Source organism: Caulobacter sp. UNC358MFTsu5.1, from assembly GCF_000712075.1.
Lineage (GTDB): Bacteria > Pseudomonadota > Alphaproteobacteria > Caulobacterales > Caulobacteraceae > Caulobacter.
On the sequence record NZ_JONW01000005.1, the window covers coordinates 761,868 to 776,950 of the forward strand.

The following is a 15,083-nucleotide window of genomic DNA, read 5'->3' on the forward strand; positions in this document are numbered from 1 at the left end:
GGCGCCCTGCCCGCATGACGGAGCTCTTCCGCCTTTCCGGCGCCGTGCGGCGCGACCCCGAGATCGAGGCCTGGTTCGCCGCGCCCCACCACGACCTGCGCCGCCTGGCCCAGCCGTGGTTCGAGCGCCTGCGCGCGGCCGGGCCGGACGTCGGCGAACTGCTGCACGACGGCCATCCCACCGCCTGCGTCGGCGGCGCGGCCTTCGCCTATGTCGACGCCTTCAGCGCCCACGTGAACCTCGGCTTCTTCCACGGCGCCGACCTCCCCGATCCGGCGGGCCTGCTGGAAGGCGCGGGCAAGCGCATGCGGCACGTGAAGGTCCGCTGGGGCAAGCCGGTCGACGAGCCGGCGCTGGAGGCGCTGATCGCGGCCGCGTACCGGGACATCAGGGCCCGGCTGGAGGGGGAGTAAATAGTTGTCATCCCGGAAGCCTCGCAGAGGCTGTCCGGGACCCAGGGGACCGGGCGAGGGCGGTGCGGTTGTCCTGGGTCCCGGCTCTACGCTTCGCTTCGGCCGGGATGACACCTGATTTTCAATCCGGCATGGCGTCGTACTGCGGCAGGTCCAGGGGCTTGACCCAGTGCAGCCGGCGCATGTCGAACATCTCCAGCTTCGGCGCGATCAGGTCGGGCTGGTCCAGGCTGCCCAACTGGACGAAGACCGTTCCCGGGAACGTCTCGAGATTGTCGGTGAACACCCGCGAGCCGCACTCCGGGCAGAAGTTGCGATCCAGGCCCTTGCCGGAATTGGCGATGTAATGGAACGCCTTGGGCTGGCCGCTGAGCAGCTCGAAGTCGTCGGCCGGCACGCCGAAGAAGGTCGCCATCTCGCCGCCCGACGCCCGCTTGCAGTCGTTGCAATGGCAGTTGGCGATGAAGCTGGGGTCGGTGTCGAACTGGAACTTCACGGCGCCGCAGGCGCACTGGGCCGTATACTTCTTGGGCATGTCGTCTCCGTTCGGTCTGACGAGGAAGGCGAGAAGTCACGCAAGGGTACGGGCGGCGATGCTTCCATCGCTCCGGTCGTCAGGCAAGCGGGATCAGCGGTCGAACTTGGTCGACAGGATGATCGACGACGTCGTGCGCTCCACGCCCGCCACGTGCCCGATCCTGTCCAGCACGGTGTCCATCTCGGCGACGGTGGCCGTGGCGGCGAAGGCGATCATGTCGTAGTCGCCGCTGACCGAGTGCAGCAGCCTCACCTGCGGGATGGCGCGCAGGGCGGCCTCGACGGCGCGGGCCTCCTTGGGGCCGATCTTGATCATCACGTGCACCCGCACCGCCCCGTGCTCCAGGTCGGGCGCCAGGCGGGCGCCGTAGCCCAGGATCACCCCGTCGCGCTCCAGCCGCTCGATCCGGCTCTGGACCGTGGTGCGCGAGCGGCCCACCCGCCGGGCCAGGTCGGCGGTCGAGGCCCGGCCGTTGTCCTTCAGGGCGGCGATCAGCTTCTGGTCGATGGAGTCGATAGGCATTTCGTCGAGGCTTCCCTACATATCGCCGAAACTTAGACTGCGAACCGACGAAACCGCCACTAGGATTCGACGAAACGGCGGGGATGATGTCCGCCCCTGGAGGTTCACCGCCTGTGCTGGACAAAGCCCATCAAGAGGCCCTCGCCCTGATCGTCGGTCCTCACGGACTGATCGTCGAGGCGGCCGACCGCGCCGCCTACGAGACCCCGGCCCGCTACGCCGGCGGGACGGCGGCGGCCGTGGTGCGTCCGGCGACCACCGCCCAGGTCTCGGCCGCGGTCGGCTACTGCGTGCGCCACAACCTCCCCTTCGTGCCCCAGGGCGCCAATACCGGCCTGGCCGGCGGCTCGACGCCCGACGCCGGCGGCGCCCAGGTCGTGCTGTCGCTGGATCGTCTGACGGGTCCGCTGGAGATCGACGCCGACGACCGCACGGCCACCGTCGGCGCCGGCGTGCGCCTGTCGACCCTGAACGCGGCGCTGGAGCCGCACGGCCTGTTCCTGCCCATCGACCTGGGCGCCGACCCGTCGCTGGGCGGCATGGCGGCCACCAACACCGGCGGGGCGCGGTTCCTGCGCTATGGCGACATGCGGCGGCATGTCCTGGGCCTGGAAGTCGTGCTGGCCGATGCGGCGGGCACGGTGCTGACCCTGTCGCACGGCCTGCGCAAGGACAACGCCGCCGTCGCCCTGCGCCAGCTGTTCGTCGGCGGTTGCGGGGCGTTCGGGGTGATCACCAAGGTCACCGTCGAGGTCCACCACCGCCCGCGCCAGAGCGCCACCGCCCTGCTGGTCCCGCGCGACGCCGACGCGATCCTGCCGCTGCTGCTGGCCTTCGAGGCCCAGGCCGGATCGAGCCTGACCGCCTTCGAGGGCATGTCGAAGGCCGCCATGACCCGGGCCATCGACCACGTGCCGTCGCTCAGCAATCCCTTCGCCGGCGGCGTCCCCGACTACGCCGTGCTGGTCGAGCTGACCCGGACCTGGGCCCCGCGCGAGGGCGAGGCGAGCCTGGACGAGGTGCTGCAGCAGATCGCGGGCGACCTGCTCGAACGCGACGACACGCCCCTCGCCGACGCCCTGTTCGGCCCGGCCGAAAAGATGTGGGCCCTGCGCCATGGGCTGTCGGAAGGGCTGCGGGCCAGCGGCCCCGTCTTGGGGTTCGACCTCAGCTTCCGCCGCCGCGACCTGGCGCGGTTCCGCCGCGAGGCGGTGCTGATGCTGGAGGCCGACTTCCCCGACTTCGCCCTGTGCGACTTCGGCCACGTGGCCGACGGCGGGGTGCACTTCAACCTGGTCGGCTCCACCGATGCCGAACGTCGCGCGGCCCTGCGCGAGGCGGTCCTCGGCCTGGCGGTCGACGGCTTCGGCGCCAGCTTCAGCGGCGAGCACGGCCTGGGCCGCGCCTTCCAGGACGCCTACGACCGCTTCACGCCCCGGCTGGTGCAGGACTACAGCGCGGCCGTGGCGGCGGTGTTCGGGACGGGGTCGGCGAGCGTGCGGCTGGGGCCGGTCAGCGGGGCCAATTGAACTATGACCTTTACTTCAACCGCTCATCCCGGCGAATGCCGGGACCCAGATGGAATGGCTTTGAGGCGGGCTCCTCGAACTCAGAGCTGATCCAGCCCGACACACCGCCAAAGGATCTGGGTCCCGGCATTCGCCGGGATGAGCGGATCAGAAAATAGATTTCCAGGACTGCCAGCATGACCACCCTGCCCTCCGCCGTCGCCGAAGCCCGCGCCATCCTGCAGCGCCTGGGCGTGACCGCCGCCCTCGACGGCGGGATCCTGGCCGCGCGATCGCCGGTGACCGGTGAAGTCCTCGCCAACCTCGTCGAGCACACCCCGCAAGAGGCCAAAGCCGCCATCGACGCGGCCCACCAGGCGTTCCTGGCCTGGCGCAAGGTCCCGGCCCCGCGTCGCGGCGAACTGGTACGCCTGCTGGGCGAGGAGCTGCGCGCCGCCAAGGCCGACCTGGCCGCCCTGGTCACCCTAGAGGCCGGCAAGGTGGTCTCCGAGGGGCTGGGAGAGGTGCAGGAGATGATCGACATCTGCGACTACGCCGTGGGCCTGTCGCGCCAGCTGTTCGGCCTGACCCTGGCCACCGAGCGCCCGTCGCACCGGATGATGGAGACCTGGCACCCGCTGGGCGTGGTGGGCGTGATCAGCGCCTTCAACTTCCCGGTCGCCGTCTGGTCGTGGAACGCGGCCCTGGCCTTCGTCAGCGGCGACAGCGTGGTGTGGAAGCCGTCGGAGAAGACCCCGCTGGTCGCCCTGGCGACCCAGGCCCTGTTCGAGCGCGCGGCGGCGAAGTTCGGCCCCGACGCGCCGGCCGGCCTGTCGACCCTGCTGATCGGCGGCCGCGAGGTCGGCGAAGCCCTGGTCGACCACCCGAAGGTCCCGCTGGTCTCGGCCACCGGCTCGACGGCCATGGGCCGGACGGTGGGGCCGAAGCTGGCCGCCCGCTTCGCCCGCGCCCTGCTGGAGCTGGGCGGCAACAACGCCGCCATCGTCGCCCCGTCGGCGGACCTGGACCTGACCCTGCGCGGCGTGGCCTTCGCGGCCATGGGCACGGCCGGCCAGCGCTGCACCACCCTGCGCCGCCTGTTCGTGCACGACAGCGTCTACGACGCCTTCGTCGGCCGGCTGAAGACCGCCTACCCTTCCGTGCCCGTCGGCGACCCGCGGGCGGCCGGTGTGCTGGTCGGCCCGCTGATCGACAAAGCCGCCTTCGACGCCATGCAACGGGCCCTAGACGCCGCCCGCGCGGCCGGCGGCCGGGTGATCGGCGGCGTCCGCGTCGATGTGGCCGGACCGGACGCCTTCTACGTCGCTCCCGCCCTGGTCGAGATCGACCACCAGGCCGACATCGTCAAACACGAGACCTTCGCCCCGATCCTCTACGTGATGCGCTACACGGAGCTGGCCGACGCCATCGCCGAGCAGAACGACGTGGCCCAGGGCCTGTCGTCGTCGATCTTCACCCTCAATGTCCGCGAGGCCGAGCTGTTCGTCTCGGGCGAGGGCAGCGACTGCGGTATCGCCAACGTCAATATCGGCCCCTCGGGCGCCGAGATCGGCGGGGCGTTCGGCGGCGAGAAGGAGACCGGCGGCGGCCGCGAGGCCGGCTCCGACAGCTGGAAGACCTATATGCGCCGCGCCACCAACACCGTGAACTACGGGACCACCCTGCCGCTGGCGCAGGGGGTCACGTTCGAGGTGTAAGCCCTTTGCCTCCCACCACCGTTGTCATCCCGGAAAGCGCGCAGCGCTTGTCCGGGACCCAGGTGAACCGCACCGCCTTGGCCCAGTCCCCTGGGTCCCGGACAGCCCCTGCGGGGCTTCCGGGATGACAACGGATTTAATCGCTTCCGCCCATCACCGGACCACCCCATGAGCCACCTCTCCACCCTCGTCGCCTCGGCCGTCGGCCAGAAGGCCGCCGCCGCGATCCTTGACGTGCTCGAGATCGACCCGGCCCTGACCGCCCAGGCCGAAGGGCCGGTGTCGCGCGCCGTGTTCGCCATGGCGCTGAACGCGGTGCTGTTCCACGACATCATGGGCCGCGTGCCGCTAGGCGCGGCCTACGTCCAGGAGCGACGCGCCGAGGGCCACAAGCTGGTGTTCGACCACGGCGCCCTGCGCACCATCGACTTCGGCGACGGCGTACCGACCGGAGCCTTGCCCGCCGGCCACCTGGCCTTCGCGCGCATCCTGGAGCCGCTGGGCTACGTCCTGGCCGACCTCTATCCGCTGGACCGGCTGAAGATGACCGGCCGGGCCTACGCCCACGCAGACCTGCCCGAAGCCATCCCGCAGTTCTTCATCAGCGAACTCCACGTCGAGCGCTTCTCGCCGGCCTTCGGGGTGATCGCCCACGCGGTGTTCGACAGCACCGCCGACGCCTTGGGCGTGGAGGCCCAGCGGGCCCTGGCCGCCTTCGCCACCGAGGGCTCGTGCGGGCTGGACACGGCCCGCGCCGCCCTGCCCCAGGTCGTCGCCGCCTTCGCCCGCACCCACGGCCCGCTGCGCCTGGAGCACTACCGCGCCCTGCTGGCCGAGTCGGCCGAGGCCGCCTGGATCGCCACCGAGGGCCAGGCCTTCAACCACGCCACCGACCGGGTCCCCGACGTCGAGGCCGTGGCCGACGCCCAGAAGGCCCTGGGCCGTCCGGTCAAGGACACCGTCGAGGTCTCGGGCTCGGGCCGCGTGCGCCAGACCGCCTTCAAGGCCCAGCCGGTCGAGCGCGCGTTCCTCACCGATGCGGGCGAGACGACCCTGACCGTCCCGGGCTCGTTCCACGAGTTCATCTCGCGCGACCGGTTCGTCGACGAGACGGGCGTCGAGCGCCTGGACCTGCGGTTCGACAGCGGCAACGCCCAGGGCATCTTCAAGATGACCAAGGCGGGATGACACAAGAACCGCTCATCCCGGCATTCGCCGGGATGAGCGGATTTGATCCTACTCCTCCAGCGCCGTCGCGATCGCCATGCGCAGCTGGCGATCCGAGACCGGCTTGAACAGCAGGCCGGCCGGGTGGTCCTGGTGGATGCGGTCGATGGTCGACTGCTCGCGCGAGCCGGTGATGAAGATCACCTTCGAACCGACCTCGGCGTGGATGGCCAGGGCCGCGTCAACGCCGTCCTGTTCGCCGCGCAGCCGCATGTCCATCAGCACCACCTCGGGGCGGAACATCATGGCCAGGGCCAGGGCCTCGTCCGCGTTGGTGGCCGTGCCGCAGACCGACAGGTTCATGTCCTCGACCTGCATGCACAGGCCCTCGGCCACCAGGAACTCGTCGTCGACGACCAGCACCGTGGACTTCTGGAGGGCGACGGCGTTCACGCGGCCACCTCGCCCGCCAGGGGAGCGGCGGCTAGGGGGGCGGAGGCTAGGGGCGCGGCGACGCGGATCTCGCTGCGGGTCAGACCCTGCTGGCTTTCGACCATGATTGTTCCTTCCATCTGCGCGACAAGTCCCTGGATGATCGTCGAGCCCAGCGCGACCTTGGGGCCCTCGCCCCTGGGCGCCTTGGGGCTGTAGCCCCGGCCGTTGTCGGCCACGACGAGCAGCAGCTCGCCCGCCTCGGTTCGGCTGAGATTGACCTCGATCTCGCCGCCGCCGTCGGGGAAGGCGTGCTTGAGCGAATTGGTGACCAGCTCGTTGACCAGCAGGCCCAGCGGGATGGCGAAATCCAGGCCCACATCCAGCGGGATGGCCTCGACCGACAGGGACACCGCGTCGCCCGCCCCGCCCTCGACGATGTTGCTGGACAGCTCGCTCAGGAAGGGGGCGATGTCGAAGGTCTTCAGGTCGCTGGAGCTCATCAGCTGCTGGTGCACCAGGCCCAGGGCGAAGATCCGGTCGCGCAGGCCGCGCAGGGCCTTGCGGGCGTCCGGATCGGTGATCTGGCGCGTCTGCATGACCAGCAGGCCGTCGACCATCTGCAGGTTGTTCTTCACGCGGTGATAGACCTCGCGCAGCAGCAGGTCGCGCTGGGCCAGGGTGGCCTTCTGCTCCTCGACCACGCGGGCCAGCTCGGCCGTGCGCTCCTCGACCCGGCGCTCCAGCTCGGCGGCGGACGGCAGGGCGGCGATCTTGGGCAGCAGCGGCCACAACAGGGCCGCCGTGGCGATCGACAGACCCGCGGTGACCAGCTTGATCAGCCCCTCGATCCCGTAGGCGGGCGCCCACAGGGTCAGGATGGCCATCAGGTGGGTGGTCCCGCAGGCCAGGATGAAGGCCACGAACAGATAGGCCACCCAGCTGTACTTGATGTCGGGCCGCATCTTCACGAAGGCGGCGATGGCCAGGGGGATCGACAGGTAGGCCAGGCCGATCACGGCGTCCGAGCCGGCGTGCAGCGCCACCAGGCCGGGAGCCCAACTGAGACAGAAGCCGTGGGGCGTCAGTCCCGTCGGATTGAGCAGCCAGTCGACCCACGACATGTCCACGCCTCCTGCCCAGCGCGCCGTTTCGACGGCGCGGCGATCAAAAAGCCCCCCGGCTCATGAAGGCAGAAAACGACAGGTTCAGGTAGTATTTTCGCGTGGAGCTTGGTTACCCGCCGCGCCGGGACGGTGAGGGCGGAAACGGAAAACCGGCCGGCTCGGGGGGCGAGCCGACCGGTCCTTCGGCGACCGGTTCCTGGGGGGAGGGACGAACCGGCCGCGGGGCCTTCCGAGCGTCGACGTGCGGGGGGCGAGACGCGGAAGGCGTGGGAATTCAAGCGCGGGATCGGACCGTCCGTCTTGGACGATCCGATCCTGCCGGGCCTAGCCGAACAGCTTGGCCGCGGTCTTGGCGACCAGCTCGCCCTGGTGGCGGGCGCCGGCCAGTTCCAGTTCGCTGGGCTGGCGCGAACCGTCGGCGCCGGCGATCGTGGTGGCGCCGTAGGGCGCGCCGCCGGTGATCTCCTCCAGCGTCATCTGGCCCTGATGGCTGTAGGGCAGGCCGACGATGGTCATGCCGAAGTGCAGCAGGTTGGTGATGATCGAGAACAGGGTGGTCTCGTTGCCGCCGTGCTGGGTGGCCGACGAGGTGAAGGCCGCGCCCACCTTGCCGTTCAGCGCACCGCGGGCCCACAGGCCGCCGGCCTGGTCAAGGAAGTTGGCCATCTGCGAGGCCATGCGGCCGAAGCGCGTGCCCACGCCCACGACGATGGCGTCGTAGTTCTCGAGATCGGCGATCGTGGCCACCGGGGCGGCCTGGTCCAGCTTGTAGTGCGACTTCACCGCGATCTCCTGCGGCACCAGTTCCGGCACGCGCTTGATGTCCACGGTGGCGCCGGCGGCGCGGGCGCCTTCGGCGACGGCCTCGGCCATCTTCTCGATATGGCCGTAGGCGGAATAGTAGAGGACGAGAACCTTGGCCATGAGGGCCTCCTTATGGGGAAACTAGGGACTGGGAGATGGCCGGGGACAGGCGCATGCGCCTGTCCCCAGTCGGGAAGGGTTAGAGTTCGGCGGCGTCGACGAGCACCAGCTCGGCGTCTTCCAACGCTTTCACGCGGATGACGGCCTCGTCTTGGATGGCCGCGCCGTCGCGGGTGTTCAAAGCCACGCCGTTGACCTCGACCTTGCCGCTCGACGGGACGAGGTAGCCCTTGCGGTCGGCGCCGATGGCGTACTCTGCGGTCTCGCCGGCCTTCAGGGTCGCGCCCAGCACGCGGGCGTCGGTGCGGATCGGCAGGGCGTCGCCGTCGTCGGCGAAGCCGCTGGCCAGGGCCACGAACTTGCCGCTGCGGTCACCCTTGGGGAACGGCTTGGCGCCCCAGGCCGGGCCTTCGCCGCGCTTGTTGGGGATGATCCAGATCTGGAAGATCTTGGTCACGCCCGGCTCGAGGTTGTACTCGGAGTGGCGGATGCCGGTGCCGGCGCTCATCACCTGGACGTCGCCCGCCTCGGTGCGGCCCTTGTTGCCCAGGCTGTCCTGGTGAGTGATCGCGCCTTCGCGGACATAGGTGATGATCTCCATGTCGGCGTGCGGGTGGGGCGGGAAGCCCGTGCCGGCCGCGATGGTGTCGTCGTTCCACACCCGCAGGGCGCCGTGATGGACGCGCTTGGGGTCGTGGTAGTCGGCGAACGAGAAGTGGTGCTTGGCGTTCAGCCAGCCGTGGTTGGCGCCGCCCAGGCTGTCGAAGGTTCTGACGTCGATCATCGTCTTGTCTCCTGGAGACCGGGCCCCGGGTGAAGCGGTGGGGCCGTCTCTGTTGAGGAGAAGATGGCCTCTTGCGTTCACATCCGAAATGGAAATGATCGAAACAAACCATTTCTAAAAGTGCACCATACAAATCCGCTCATCCCGGCGAACGCCGGAACCCAGAGGGATTGGCGATGTGGCTGACGCGAGGCGCTCTGAGCTCCTCCAATCAGCCTCTCGGCTTTGGGATCTGGATCCCGGTATTCGCCGGGACGAGCGGAGGAAAGGAAGACATGAAACTCCCCGACTTCGAGGCCTGGGCCGTGTTCGCCAAGGTGGCAGAGACCGGCTCGTTCGCCCGGGCGGCCGAGCAGCTGAACCTGTCCAAGGCCACGGTCTCCAAGGCCGTCACCCGGCTGGAGACCCGGTTGGGGGCGACGCTGTTCCACCGCACCTCGCGCCGGCTGTCGCTGACCGAGGCGGGCAAGGCCTCGCTGCACCGGGCCAGCCACATCCTGGCCGAGGGCGAGGCGCTGGAGGCCGAGGCCTCGGCCCAGTCGGCCACGCCGCGCGGCCTGGTGCGGGTGGCCGCGCCGATGTCGTTCGGCATCGCCCACCTGGGCCCGGCCCTGCCCGAGTTCTTCGCCCTCTATCCCGAGGTGTCGGTCGAGCTGTCGCTGTCGGACCAGCTGGTCGACATCGTCGAGGAGGGTTTCGACCTGGCCCTGCGCATCTCGGCCCTGGAGGACTCCAGCCTGCTGGCCCGGCGCCTGTGCCCGGTGCGGGTGATGCTGGTCGGCTCGCCGGCCTATTTCGACAAGCACGGCCGGCCCGCCCACCCCAAGGACCTGACCGCCCATCGCGGCCTGTTCTACACGGGCAGCCGGTCCAAGGACGTCTGGCGGTTCCAGCACGCCGAACACGGACAATACGCGGTCAGCGTCCCCTCGCCCCTGCGGGTGAACAACGCCGACATCCTGCGGCCGTCGCTGCTGGCCGGCCTGGGCCTGGCCATGCAGCCGGACTTCCTGGCCTGGGAGGACGTGAAGGCGGGGCTGCTGGAGGAGGTGCTGCCCGACTGGGCCCCGCCGCCCATCGCCCTGCACCTGGTCACCCCGCCCAGCCCGATCCGGCCGGCCCGGGTGGAGGTGCTGATCGCGTTCCTGGCCAAGCGGATGGCCAACGCGCCGTGGTCGGGGTGAGGGGTTTCCACCCCACCCTTCAAACCGTCATCCCGGGCCTCGTGCCCGGGACCCCTGGTTCAGCTTCCACGTGAAGCGCTTTCGCGCGCGAACGCGCCACACCCCTGCCCTTGCGGCGGACGGAGGGGTCCCGGGCACAAGGCCCGGGATGACGATAGTTTAGAGAGGCGGCGGATCAGATCTCTCGAAAGAGGATCAGGCCATCTTGTGCTTGTCGCTGAGGCACTCGCCGATGGCGCGGGCGCAGCCCGGCAGGCCCAGGGCGCCGATGAACGACATGGCCACCGCGCAGACCAGCATCACGGGTTGGAAGATACGCATGCGATTTCTCCACAGCCAGTTCGTTCACAGGGCGTGCTTAAACCCAGATAAGGTCGAAGCTTGACGTTTGTTCCCTTGCTCGGGGCGTGCACGTCGGAAAAGCTCAGCGTGCGGCAGATATGTCTCACCCGTATGTCAGTCTCCCAACGCATAGGCGACACGAGCGGCCTCAATTCGCCGTAGTTTGGCGTGCAGAGGCTCCCAATCGTCGGCCTCCGCGATCGGCGCCCACAGGGCCTCGACCTCGTCGATCAGCATCTCCTCGGGCTCGGGACGGCCGAAGACGGGACTTTCCAGCCGTTCTGAGCGGTCGGGCTCGAATTTCGCCAGCGCACGGCGGAAATCCAGGAACGGCTCCTGGGCGTAGAGCCCGGCGCGCGGACCGGCCAGGGCGCGGGCCGCCGACGCCTCGCCGCCGAACCAGTCGAAGAAGAACGGCTCCCAGCGCAGTGATTCGCCGCCCTCGCGACCGCCGACCGCCAGGGCGGTGAACGCGGCCTGGACCAGGGCGATATCCTCTTCCGCCGAGCGGGACTTCAGGCCCAGGCGGTTCAGCATCGCCGCGCGCAGGGCGTCGCGATAGAGGTCGGAAAAGCCGTTGAGGGCCGCGATCAGCCCGGCGTCCTCGCCGACCTGGGCCAGGCAGGCGGCCAGCTGCTGCAGGTCCCAGAACACCGCCTCGGGCTGGCGGCCGAAGCTGTAGAGCCCCGAATGGTCGAAATAGGCGGCCGTGAAGTTCGGGTCGTTCTTCGGCAGGAACCGCCAGGGCCCGTAGTCGAAGCTCTCGCCGGTCACCACCATGTTGTCGGTGTTGAGCACCCCGTGCACGAAGCCGGCGGCCATCCAGCGGGCCAGCAGGCGGGCGCTGGCGGCGACGACCTGTTCCAACAGGACCCTGGGCCGGTCGGGCAGGTCGGCGACGGCGGGGAAATAGGTCTCGACCGCGTGATCGACCAGGGCCGCGATGTTGTCCGGCCGCTCCAGGTAGGCCTGGCGCTGGAAGGTCCCGAAGCGGATGTGGCTGTGCGACAGCCGGGTCAGCACGGCCGAGCGCGTGGGGCTGGGCTCGTCGCCGCGCACCAGATTCTCGCCGGTCTCGACCAGGGAGAAGGCCCGCGAGGTGGGCACGCCCAGGGCCTCCAGCATCGCGGCGGCCAGGATCTCGCGCATCCCGCCCTTCAGGGTCAGCCGCCCGTCGCCGGCCCGCGACCACGGCGTCTGGCCCGAGCCCTTGGTGGCCAGGTCCAGCAGCCGGTTTGTTCCCTGTTCCCGGAGCTGGGCGAACAGGAAGCCGCGCCCGTCGCCCAGGTCGGGGTTGTAGCTGCGGAACTGATGGCCGTGATAGCGCATGGCCAGGGGCCCGGGCTGGTTGCCCGGCAAGGGGCGGAAACGCGCGAAATGGTCCAGCCATTCGGGGTCGGTCAGGCCCTCCAGCCCCACGGTCGCCGCGGCGCGGTCGTTGCGGAAGCGCAGCAGCGTTTCGGGGAAGTCGGCGGGCGCCACCGGGTCGGCGAACTCCGGGCCGAGGCGCATGAAGACCGGATCGGGGCGGTAGGCGGCGGAGACGGGCATGCCCCGACATGAGCCGCCGCGCCCTCCGGCGCAAGCGCCCGCCGCCGTCGGGACCGCGTTTCGAACCAACAGAACATCGGGGATGGTGGCGTAACGCTGTCGCATCCGGGCAACAGGAGGCCCGCCAACCTTTAATTCACAAGGTTTTCCCTTGCCGAGCACCCAGCGGGGCCATAACCCTTGCGTGTCTATTCGAACAAACGTTCGGGTCACGACCAATCAACAAGGCGGGGCGATGCAAGCGCCTCACCACAACGAACCGAGGTAGGAAATGCGCTTTACTCAGGTGCTTTGCGGCACGGCGTCCGCCGTCGTGCTCGCCGGTCTGACCCCGCTGGCGGCTCAGGCCCAGGATACCGCCGCCAACGACATCCCCACCGTCGACAGCATCGTCGTCACCGCCCAGAAACGCGAACAGAACCTGCAGGACGTGCCGGTGGTGGTCACCGCCGTCGGCGCCAAGCTGCTGCAGGACACCGGCGTCAAGGACATCAAGGACCTGACGATCCTGACGCCCGGCCTGACCGTGACCTCCACCACGTCGGAAGCCTCGACCACCGCCCGTATCCGCGGCGTCGGCACCGTCGGCGACAACCCCGGCCTGGAAAGCTCGGTCGGCGTCGTGATCGACGGCGTCTATCGCCCGCGCAACGGCGTGTCGTTCGGCGACCTGGGCCAGATGGAGCGCATCGAGGTCCTGAAGGGTCCGCAAGGCACCCTGTTCGGCAAGAGCACCTCGGCCGGCGTCATCAACATCGTCACCAAGGAGCCGGAATTCGGCTTCGGCGCCGAGGCCGAGGCGACGATCGGCAACTTCAACGCCCACGGCCTGGCCGCTTCGGTCACCGGTCCGCTGTTCGGCACCGAGACCCTGGCCGGCCGCCTGTACGTCGCCGCCCGCGAGCGCGACGGCTACAACGACGTGGTCACCGGCAAGGGTCCTAGCGACCGCGACCAGGACGCCGACCAGGGCTTCTACACCGTGCGCGGCCAGCTGCTGTTCGTGCCGGACGACAAGTCCTCGTTCCGCCTGATCGGCGACTACACCAAGCGCGACGAGAACTGCTGCGGCGCCGTGCAGATCCGCACCGGCCCGACGGCCAACATCCTGGCGATCGTCAACGGCGGCGCGGCCCTGGCCAACCCGGCCAACCCGTACGACCGCGTCGCCTATTCGAACCGCGGCGCGCCGTCGTCGGTCGAGGACAAGGGCGTCTCGCTGGAAGGCAAGATCGACACCGACTTCGGCGAGATCACCTCGATCTCGGCCATCCGCAACTGGCGCACCGACAACGGCCAGGACTCCGACTTCAGCACGGCCGACCTGGCCTATCGCGTGAAGGACGGCACCAACTACGCCGAGTTCACCACCTTCAGCCAGGAACTCCGCCTGGCGGGCCAGACCGACAAGTTCGACTGGCTGGTCGGCGCGTTCCTGGCCGACGAGCGCCTGGATAACAGGGCCAACTTCCTCTACGGCAACAACTACGAGCAGTACCTGGGCCGCCTGCTGTCGCTCTCGGCCTCGCCCGCCACCGGCGGCCTGCCCAACTTCGTGGCCACCCTGCTGAACCGCGCGCCCAACACCAGCTTCGTCGGCGGCCAAGGCCTGCACGACCGCTACCAACAGCGCGCCACCACCATCGCCGGCTTCACCAACAACACCTGGCACGTGACCGACGCCTTCGACATCACGGCCGGCCTGCGCTACTCGATCGACGACAAGAAGCTGGACACCTACCAGACCACCAGCGACGGCGGGATCGCCTGCGCCACGGCCCTGTCGCCGGCCGGCCAGCTGCGCATCGCCACCCTGGTCGGCGCGGCCAACGCCCCGACCGTGATCGGCAACCTCTGCCTGCCCTGGGCCAACCCGCTGTTCAACGGCCGCGGCACCACCCAGAACCGCAAGGACAAGGAGTGGAGCGGCACGATCAAGGCCTCGTACCGCTTCTCGCCCGAGGTGTTCTCGTATGCCTCGTACGCCCGCGGCTACAAGGGCGGCGGCTTCAACCTGGACCGCACCCAGTCGGCGAACGGCCTGCCCAGCGGCGGTCCGGGCGTCGTCCCGATCCTCGACACCTCGTTCCCCGCGGAATTCGTCGACAGCTACGAAATCGGCCTGAAGAACACCCTGTTCAATCGCACGGTGCTGTTCAACATCACGGGCTTCTACCAGAAGTTCACCGACTTCCAGCTGAACACCTTCCTGGGCACCTCGTTCGCGGTCCGGTCGGTCCCGGAAGTGACCTCCAAGGGCGCCGACGTGGACTTCATCTGGTTCACCCCGGTGCACGGCCTGTCGATGCAGAGCGGCCTCAGCTACTCCGACACCAAGTACGGCGACCAGGCGATCCCCAACGACCCGACCAACGCCCTGGCCCTGCTGCCGGGCAGCCGGATGTCGCTGGCGCCCAAGTGGTCCGGCTCGGCCTCGGTCACCTACGAGACCCCGGTCGGCGGCGACATGAAGGCCCGCTTCAACCTCGGCGCCAAGTACTCGTCCGACTACAACACCGGTTCGGACCTGTTCCCGCCGAAGGTCCAGAAGGACTACACCGTGGTCAACGGCCGCGTCGCCCTGGCCGCCCAGGACGACAAGTGGACCGTCGAGCTGTGGGGCCTCAACCTGTTCAACGAGAAGTACGAACAGGTCGCGTTCAACGGCTTCCTGCAGGGCTCATCGGGCCTGTCGGCGACCAACAAGGTCTACAACCCGGCCGCTGACACCATCACCTACGATGCGTTCCTGGGCGCGCCGCGCACCTACGGCCTGACCCTGCGGGCCAAGTACTAGGACCCGGAAAATCCGCTCTTCCCGACGAAAGCCGGGACGAGCGGAGATGGGACGAAAAGCCAGAGGGCGATCCGGG

14 protein-coding genes are annotated in these 15,083 nt (G+C 69.4%); 6 read left to right on the forward strand and 8 right to left on the reverse strand.

What is annotated here, in order from left to right:
- Positions 1-14 precede the first annotated feature (14 nt).
- Entirely contained in the window at positions 15-413 is a 399-nt protein-coding gene (locus tag BR39_RS0105380; protein WP_029908485.1) for a DUF1801 domain-containing protein, read from the forward strand.
- A gap of 121 nt (positions 414-534) precedes the next feature.
- Here BR39_RS0105380 and BR39_RS0105385 read toward each other — a convergent pair whose 3' ends face one another.
- Entirely contained in the window at positions 535-948 is a 414-nt protein-coding gene (locus tag BR39_RS0105385; RefSeq protein ID WP_029908487.1) for a GFA family protein, read from the reverse strand.
- 93 nt (positions 949-1,041) lie between these two features.
- Positions 1,042-1,473, reverse strand: a complete 432-nt coding sequence (locus BR39_RS0105390; protein ID WP_029908488.1) for an Lrp/AsnC family transcriptional regulator — start codon at positions 1,471-1,473, stop codon at positions 1,042-1,044.
- A 113-nt stretch (positions 1,474-1,586) separates the two neighbouring features.
- On the opposite strand from BR39_RS0105390, the gene BR39_RS0105395 reads away from it, so the two are divergent.
- The 3 genes from BR39_RS0105395 (at position 1,587) to BR39_RS0105405 (ending at position 5,887) form a co-directional block, all read left to right on the forward strand.
- Entirely contained in the window at positions 1,587-3,002 is a 1,416-nt protein-coding gene (locus tag BR39_RS0105395) for an FAD-binding oxidoreductase (protein ID WP_029908491.1), read from the forward strand.
- Positions 3,003-3,178: 176 nt separating this feature from the next.
- The gene (locus tag BR39_RS0105400; protein ID WP_029908492.1) at positions 3,179-4,699 is read left to right on the forward strand and encodes an aldehyde dehydrogenase family protein; all 1,521 of its coding nucleotides are present in this window, start codon (positions 3,179-3,181) and stop codon (positions 4,697-4,699) included.
- Positions 4,700-4,867: 168 nt separating this feature from the next.
- On the forward strand, positions 4,868-5,887 hold the full coding sequence (locus BR39_RS0105405; protein ID WP_029908495.1) for a 2-oxoadipate dioxygenase/decarboxylase family protein: 1,020 nt from the start codon (positions 4,868-4,870) through the stop codon (positions 5,885-5,887).
- A gap of 48 nt (positions 5,888-5,935) precedes the next feature.
- Here the strand turns inward: BR39_RS0105405 and BR39_RS0105410 are convergent, their stop codons facing one another.
- From BR39_RS0105410 to BR39_RS0105425, 4 genes are all read right to left on the reverse strand, one after another.
- Positions 5,936-6,319, reverse strand: coding sequence for a response regulator (locus BR39_RS0105410; protein WP_029908497.1), 384 nt, complete (start codon positions 6,317-6,319; stop codon positions 5,936-5,938).
- Positions 6,316-7,422, reverse strand: coding sequence for a sensor histidine kinase (locus BR39_RS0105415; protein ID WP_029908504.1), 1,107 nt, complete (start codon positions 7,420-7,422; stop codon positions 6,316-6,318). The genes BR39_RS0105410 and BR39_RS0105415 overlap by 4 nt, the downstream gene beginning before the upstream one ends.
- Positions 7,423-7,749: 327 nt before the next feature.
- Positions 7,750-8,349, reverse strand: coding sequence for an NAD(P)H:quinone oxidoreductase (gene wrbA / locus BR39_RS0105420; RefSeq protein WP_029908506.1), 600 nt, complete (start codon positions 8,347-8,349; stop codon positions 7,750-7,752).
- 79 nt (positions 8,350-8,428) lie between these two features.
- Complete coding sequence (locus tag BR39_RS0105425; RefSeq protein ID WP_029908508.1) at positions 8,429-9,133, reverse strand: pirin family protein; 705 nt, start codon at positions 9,131-9,133, stop codon at positions 8,429-8,431.
- Between the two features lie 275 nt (positions 9,134-9,408).
- Here BR39_RS0105425 and BR39_RS0105430 point away from each other — a divergent pair, with 275 nt between their 5' ends.
- The gene (locus tag BR39_RS0105430) at positions 9,409-10,317 is read left to right on the forward strand and encodes a LysR family transcriptional regulator (RefSeq protein ID WP_029908510.1); all 909 of its coding nucleotides are present in this window, start codon (positions 9,409-9,411) and stop codon (positions 10,315-10,317) included.
- Positions 10,318-10,512: 195 nt separating this feature from the next.
- On the opposite strand, the gene BR39_RS26380 is transcribed toward BR39_RS0105430, so the two are convergent.
- Positions 10,513-10,638 carry a hypothetical protein gene (locus BR39_RS26380; RefSeq protein WP_156035592.1) on the reverse strand — a complete coding sequence of 42 codons (126 nt, stop codon included), beginning with the start codon at positions 10,636-10,638 and terminating at the stop codon, positions 10,513-10,515.
- 135 nt (positions 10,639-10,773) lie between these two features.
- The gene (locus BR39_RS0105440; RefSeq protein WP_029908511.1) at positions 10,774-12,210 is read right to left on the reverse strand and encodes a protein adenylyltransferase SelO; all 1,437 of its coding nucleotides are present in this window, start codon (positions 12,208-12,210) and stop codon (positions 10,774-10,776) included.
- Between the two features lie 271 nt (positions 12,211-12,481).
- On the opposite strand from BR39_RS0105440, the gene BR39_RS0105445 reads away from it, so the two are divergent.
- A complete protein-coding gene (locus BR39_RS0105445; protein WP_029908512.1) occupies positions 12,482-15,007 on the forward strand; it encodes a TonB-dependent receptor in 2,526 nt (841 codons plus the stop codon).
- The last annotated feature ends 76 nt before the right edge of the window (positions 15,008-15,083 follow it).

Excerpts from the sequence above, each read along its gene's own strand:
- BR39_RS0105380 (WP_029908485.1), top strand. The coding sequence starts at position 15 with ATGACGGAGCTCTTCCGCCTTTCCGGCGCCGTGCGGCGCGACCCCGAG.
- BR39_RS0105385 (WP_029908487.1), bottom strand. The coding sequence starts at position 948 with ATGCCCAAGAAGTATACGGCCCAGTGCGCCTGCGGCGCCGTGAAGTTC.
- BR39_RS0105390 (WP_029908488.1), bottom strand. The coding sequence starts at position 1,473 with ATGCCTATCGACTCCATCGACCAGAAGCTGATCGCCGCCCTGAAGGAC.
- BR39_RS0105400 (WP_029908492.1), top strand. The coding sequence starts at position 3,179 with ATGACCACCCTGCCCTCCGCCGTCGCCGAAGCCCGCGCCATCCTGCAG.
- BR39_RS0105405 (WP_029908495.1), top strand. The coding sequence starts at position 4,868 with ATGAGCCACCTCTCCACCCTCGTCGCCTCGGCCGTCGGCCAGAAGGCC.
- BR39_RS0105415 (WP_029908504.1), bottom strand. The coding sequence starts at position 7,422 with ATGTCGTGGGTCGACTGGCTGCTCAATCCGACGGGACTGACGCCCCAC.
- wrbA (WP_029908506.1), bottom strand. The coding sequence starts at position 8,349 with ATGGCCAAGGTTCTCGTCCTCTACTATTCCGCCTACGGCCATATCGAG.
- BR39_RS0105425 (WP_029908508.1), bottom strand. The coding sequence starts at position 9,133 with ATGATCGACGTCAGAACCTTCGACAGCCTGGGCGGCGCCAACCACGGC.
- BR39_RS0105430 (WP_029908510.1), top strand. The coding sequence starts at position 9,409 with ATGAAACTCCCCGACTTCGAGGCCTGGGCCGTGTTCGCCAAGGTGGCA.
- BR39_RS26380 (WP_156035592.1), bottom strand. The coding sequence starts at position 10,638 with ATGCGTATCTTCCAACCCGTGATGCTGGTCTGCGCGGTGGCCATGTCG.
- BR39_RS0105440 (WP_029908511.1), bottom strand. The coding sequence starts at position 12,210 with ATGCCCGTCTCCGCCGCCTACCGCCCCGATCCGGTCTTCATGCGCCTC.
- BR39_RS0105445 (WP_029908512.1), top strand. The coding sequence starts at position 12,482 with ATGCGCTTTACTCAGGTGCTTTGCGGCACGGCGTCCGCCGTCGTGCTC.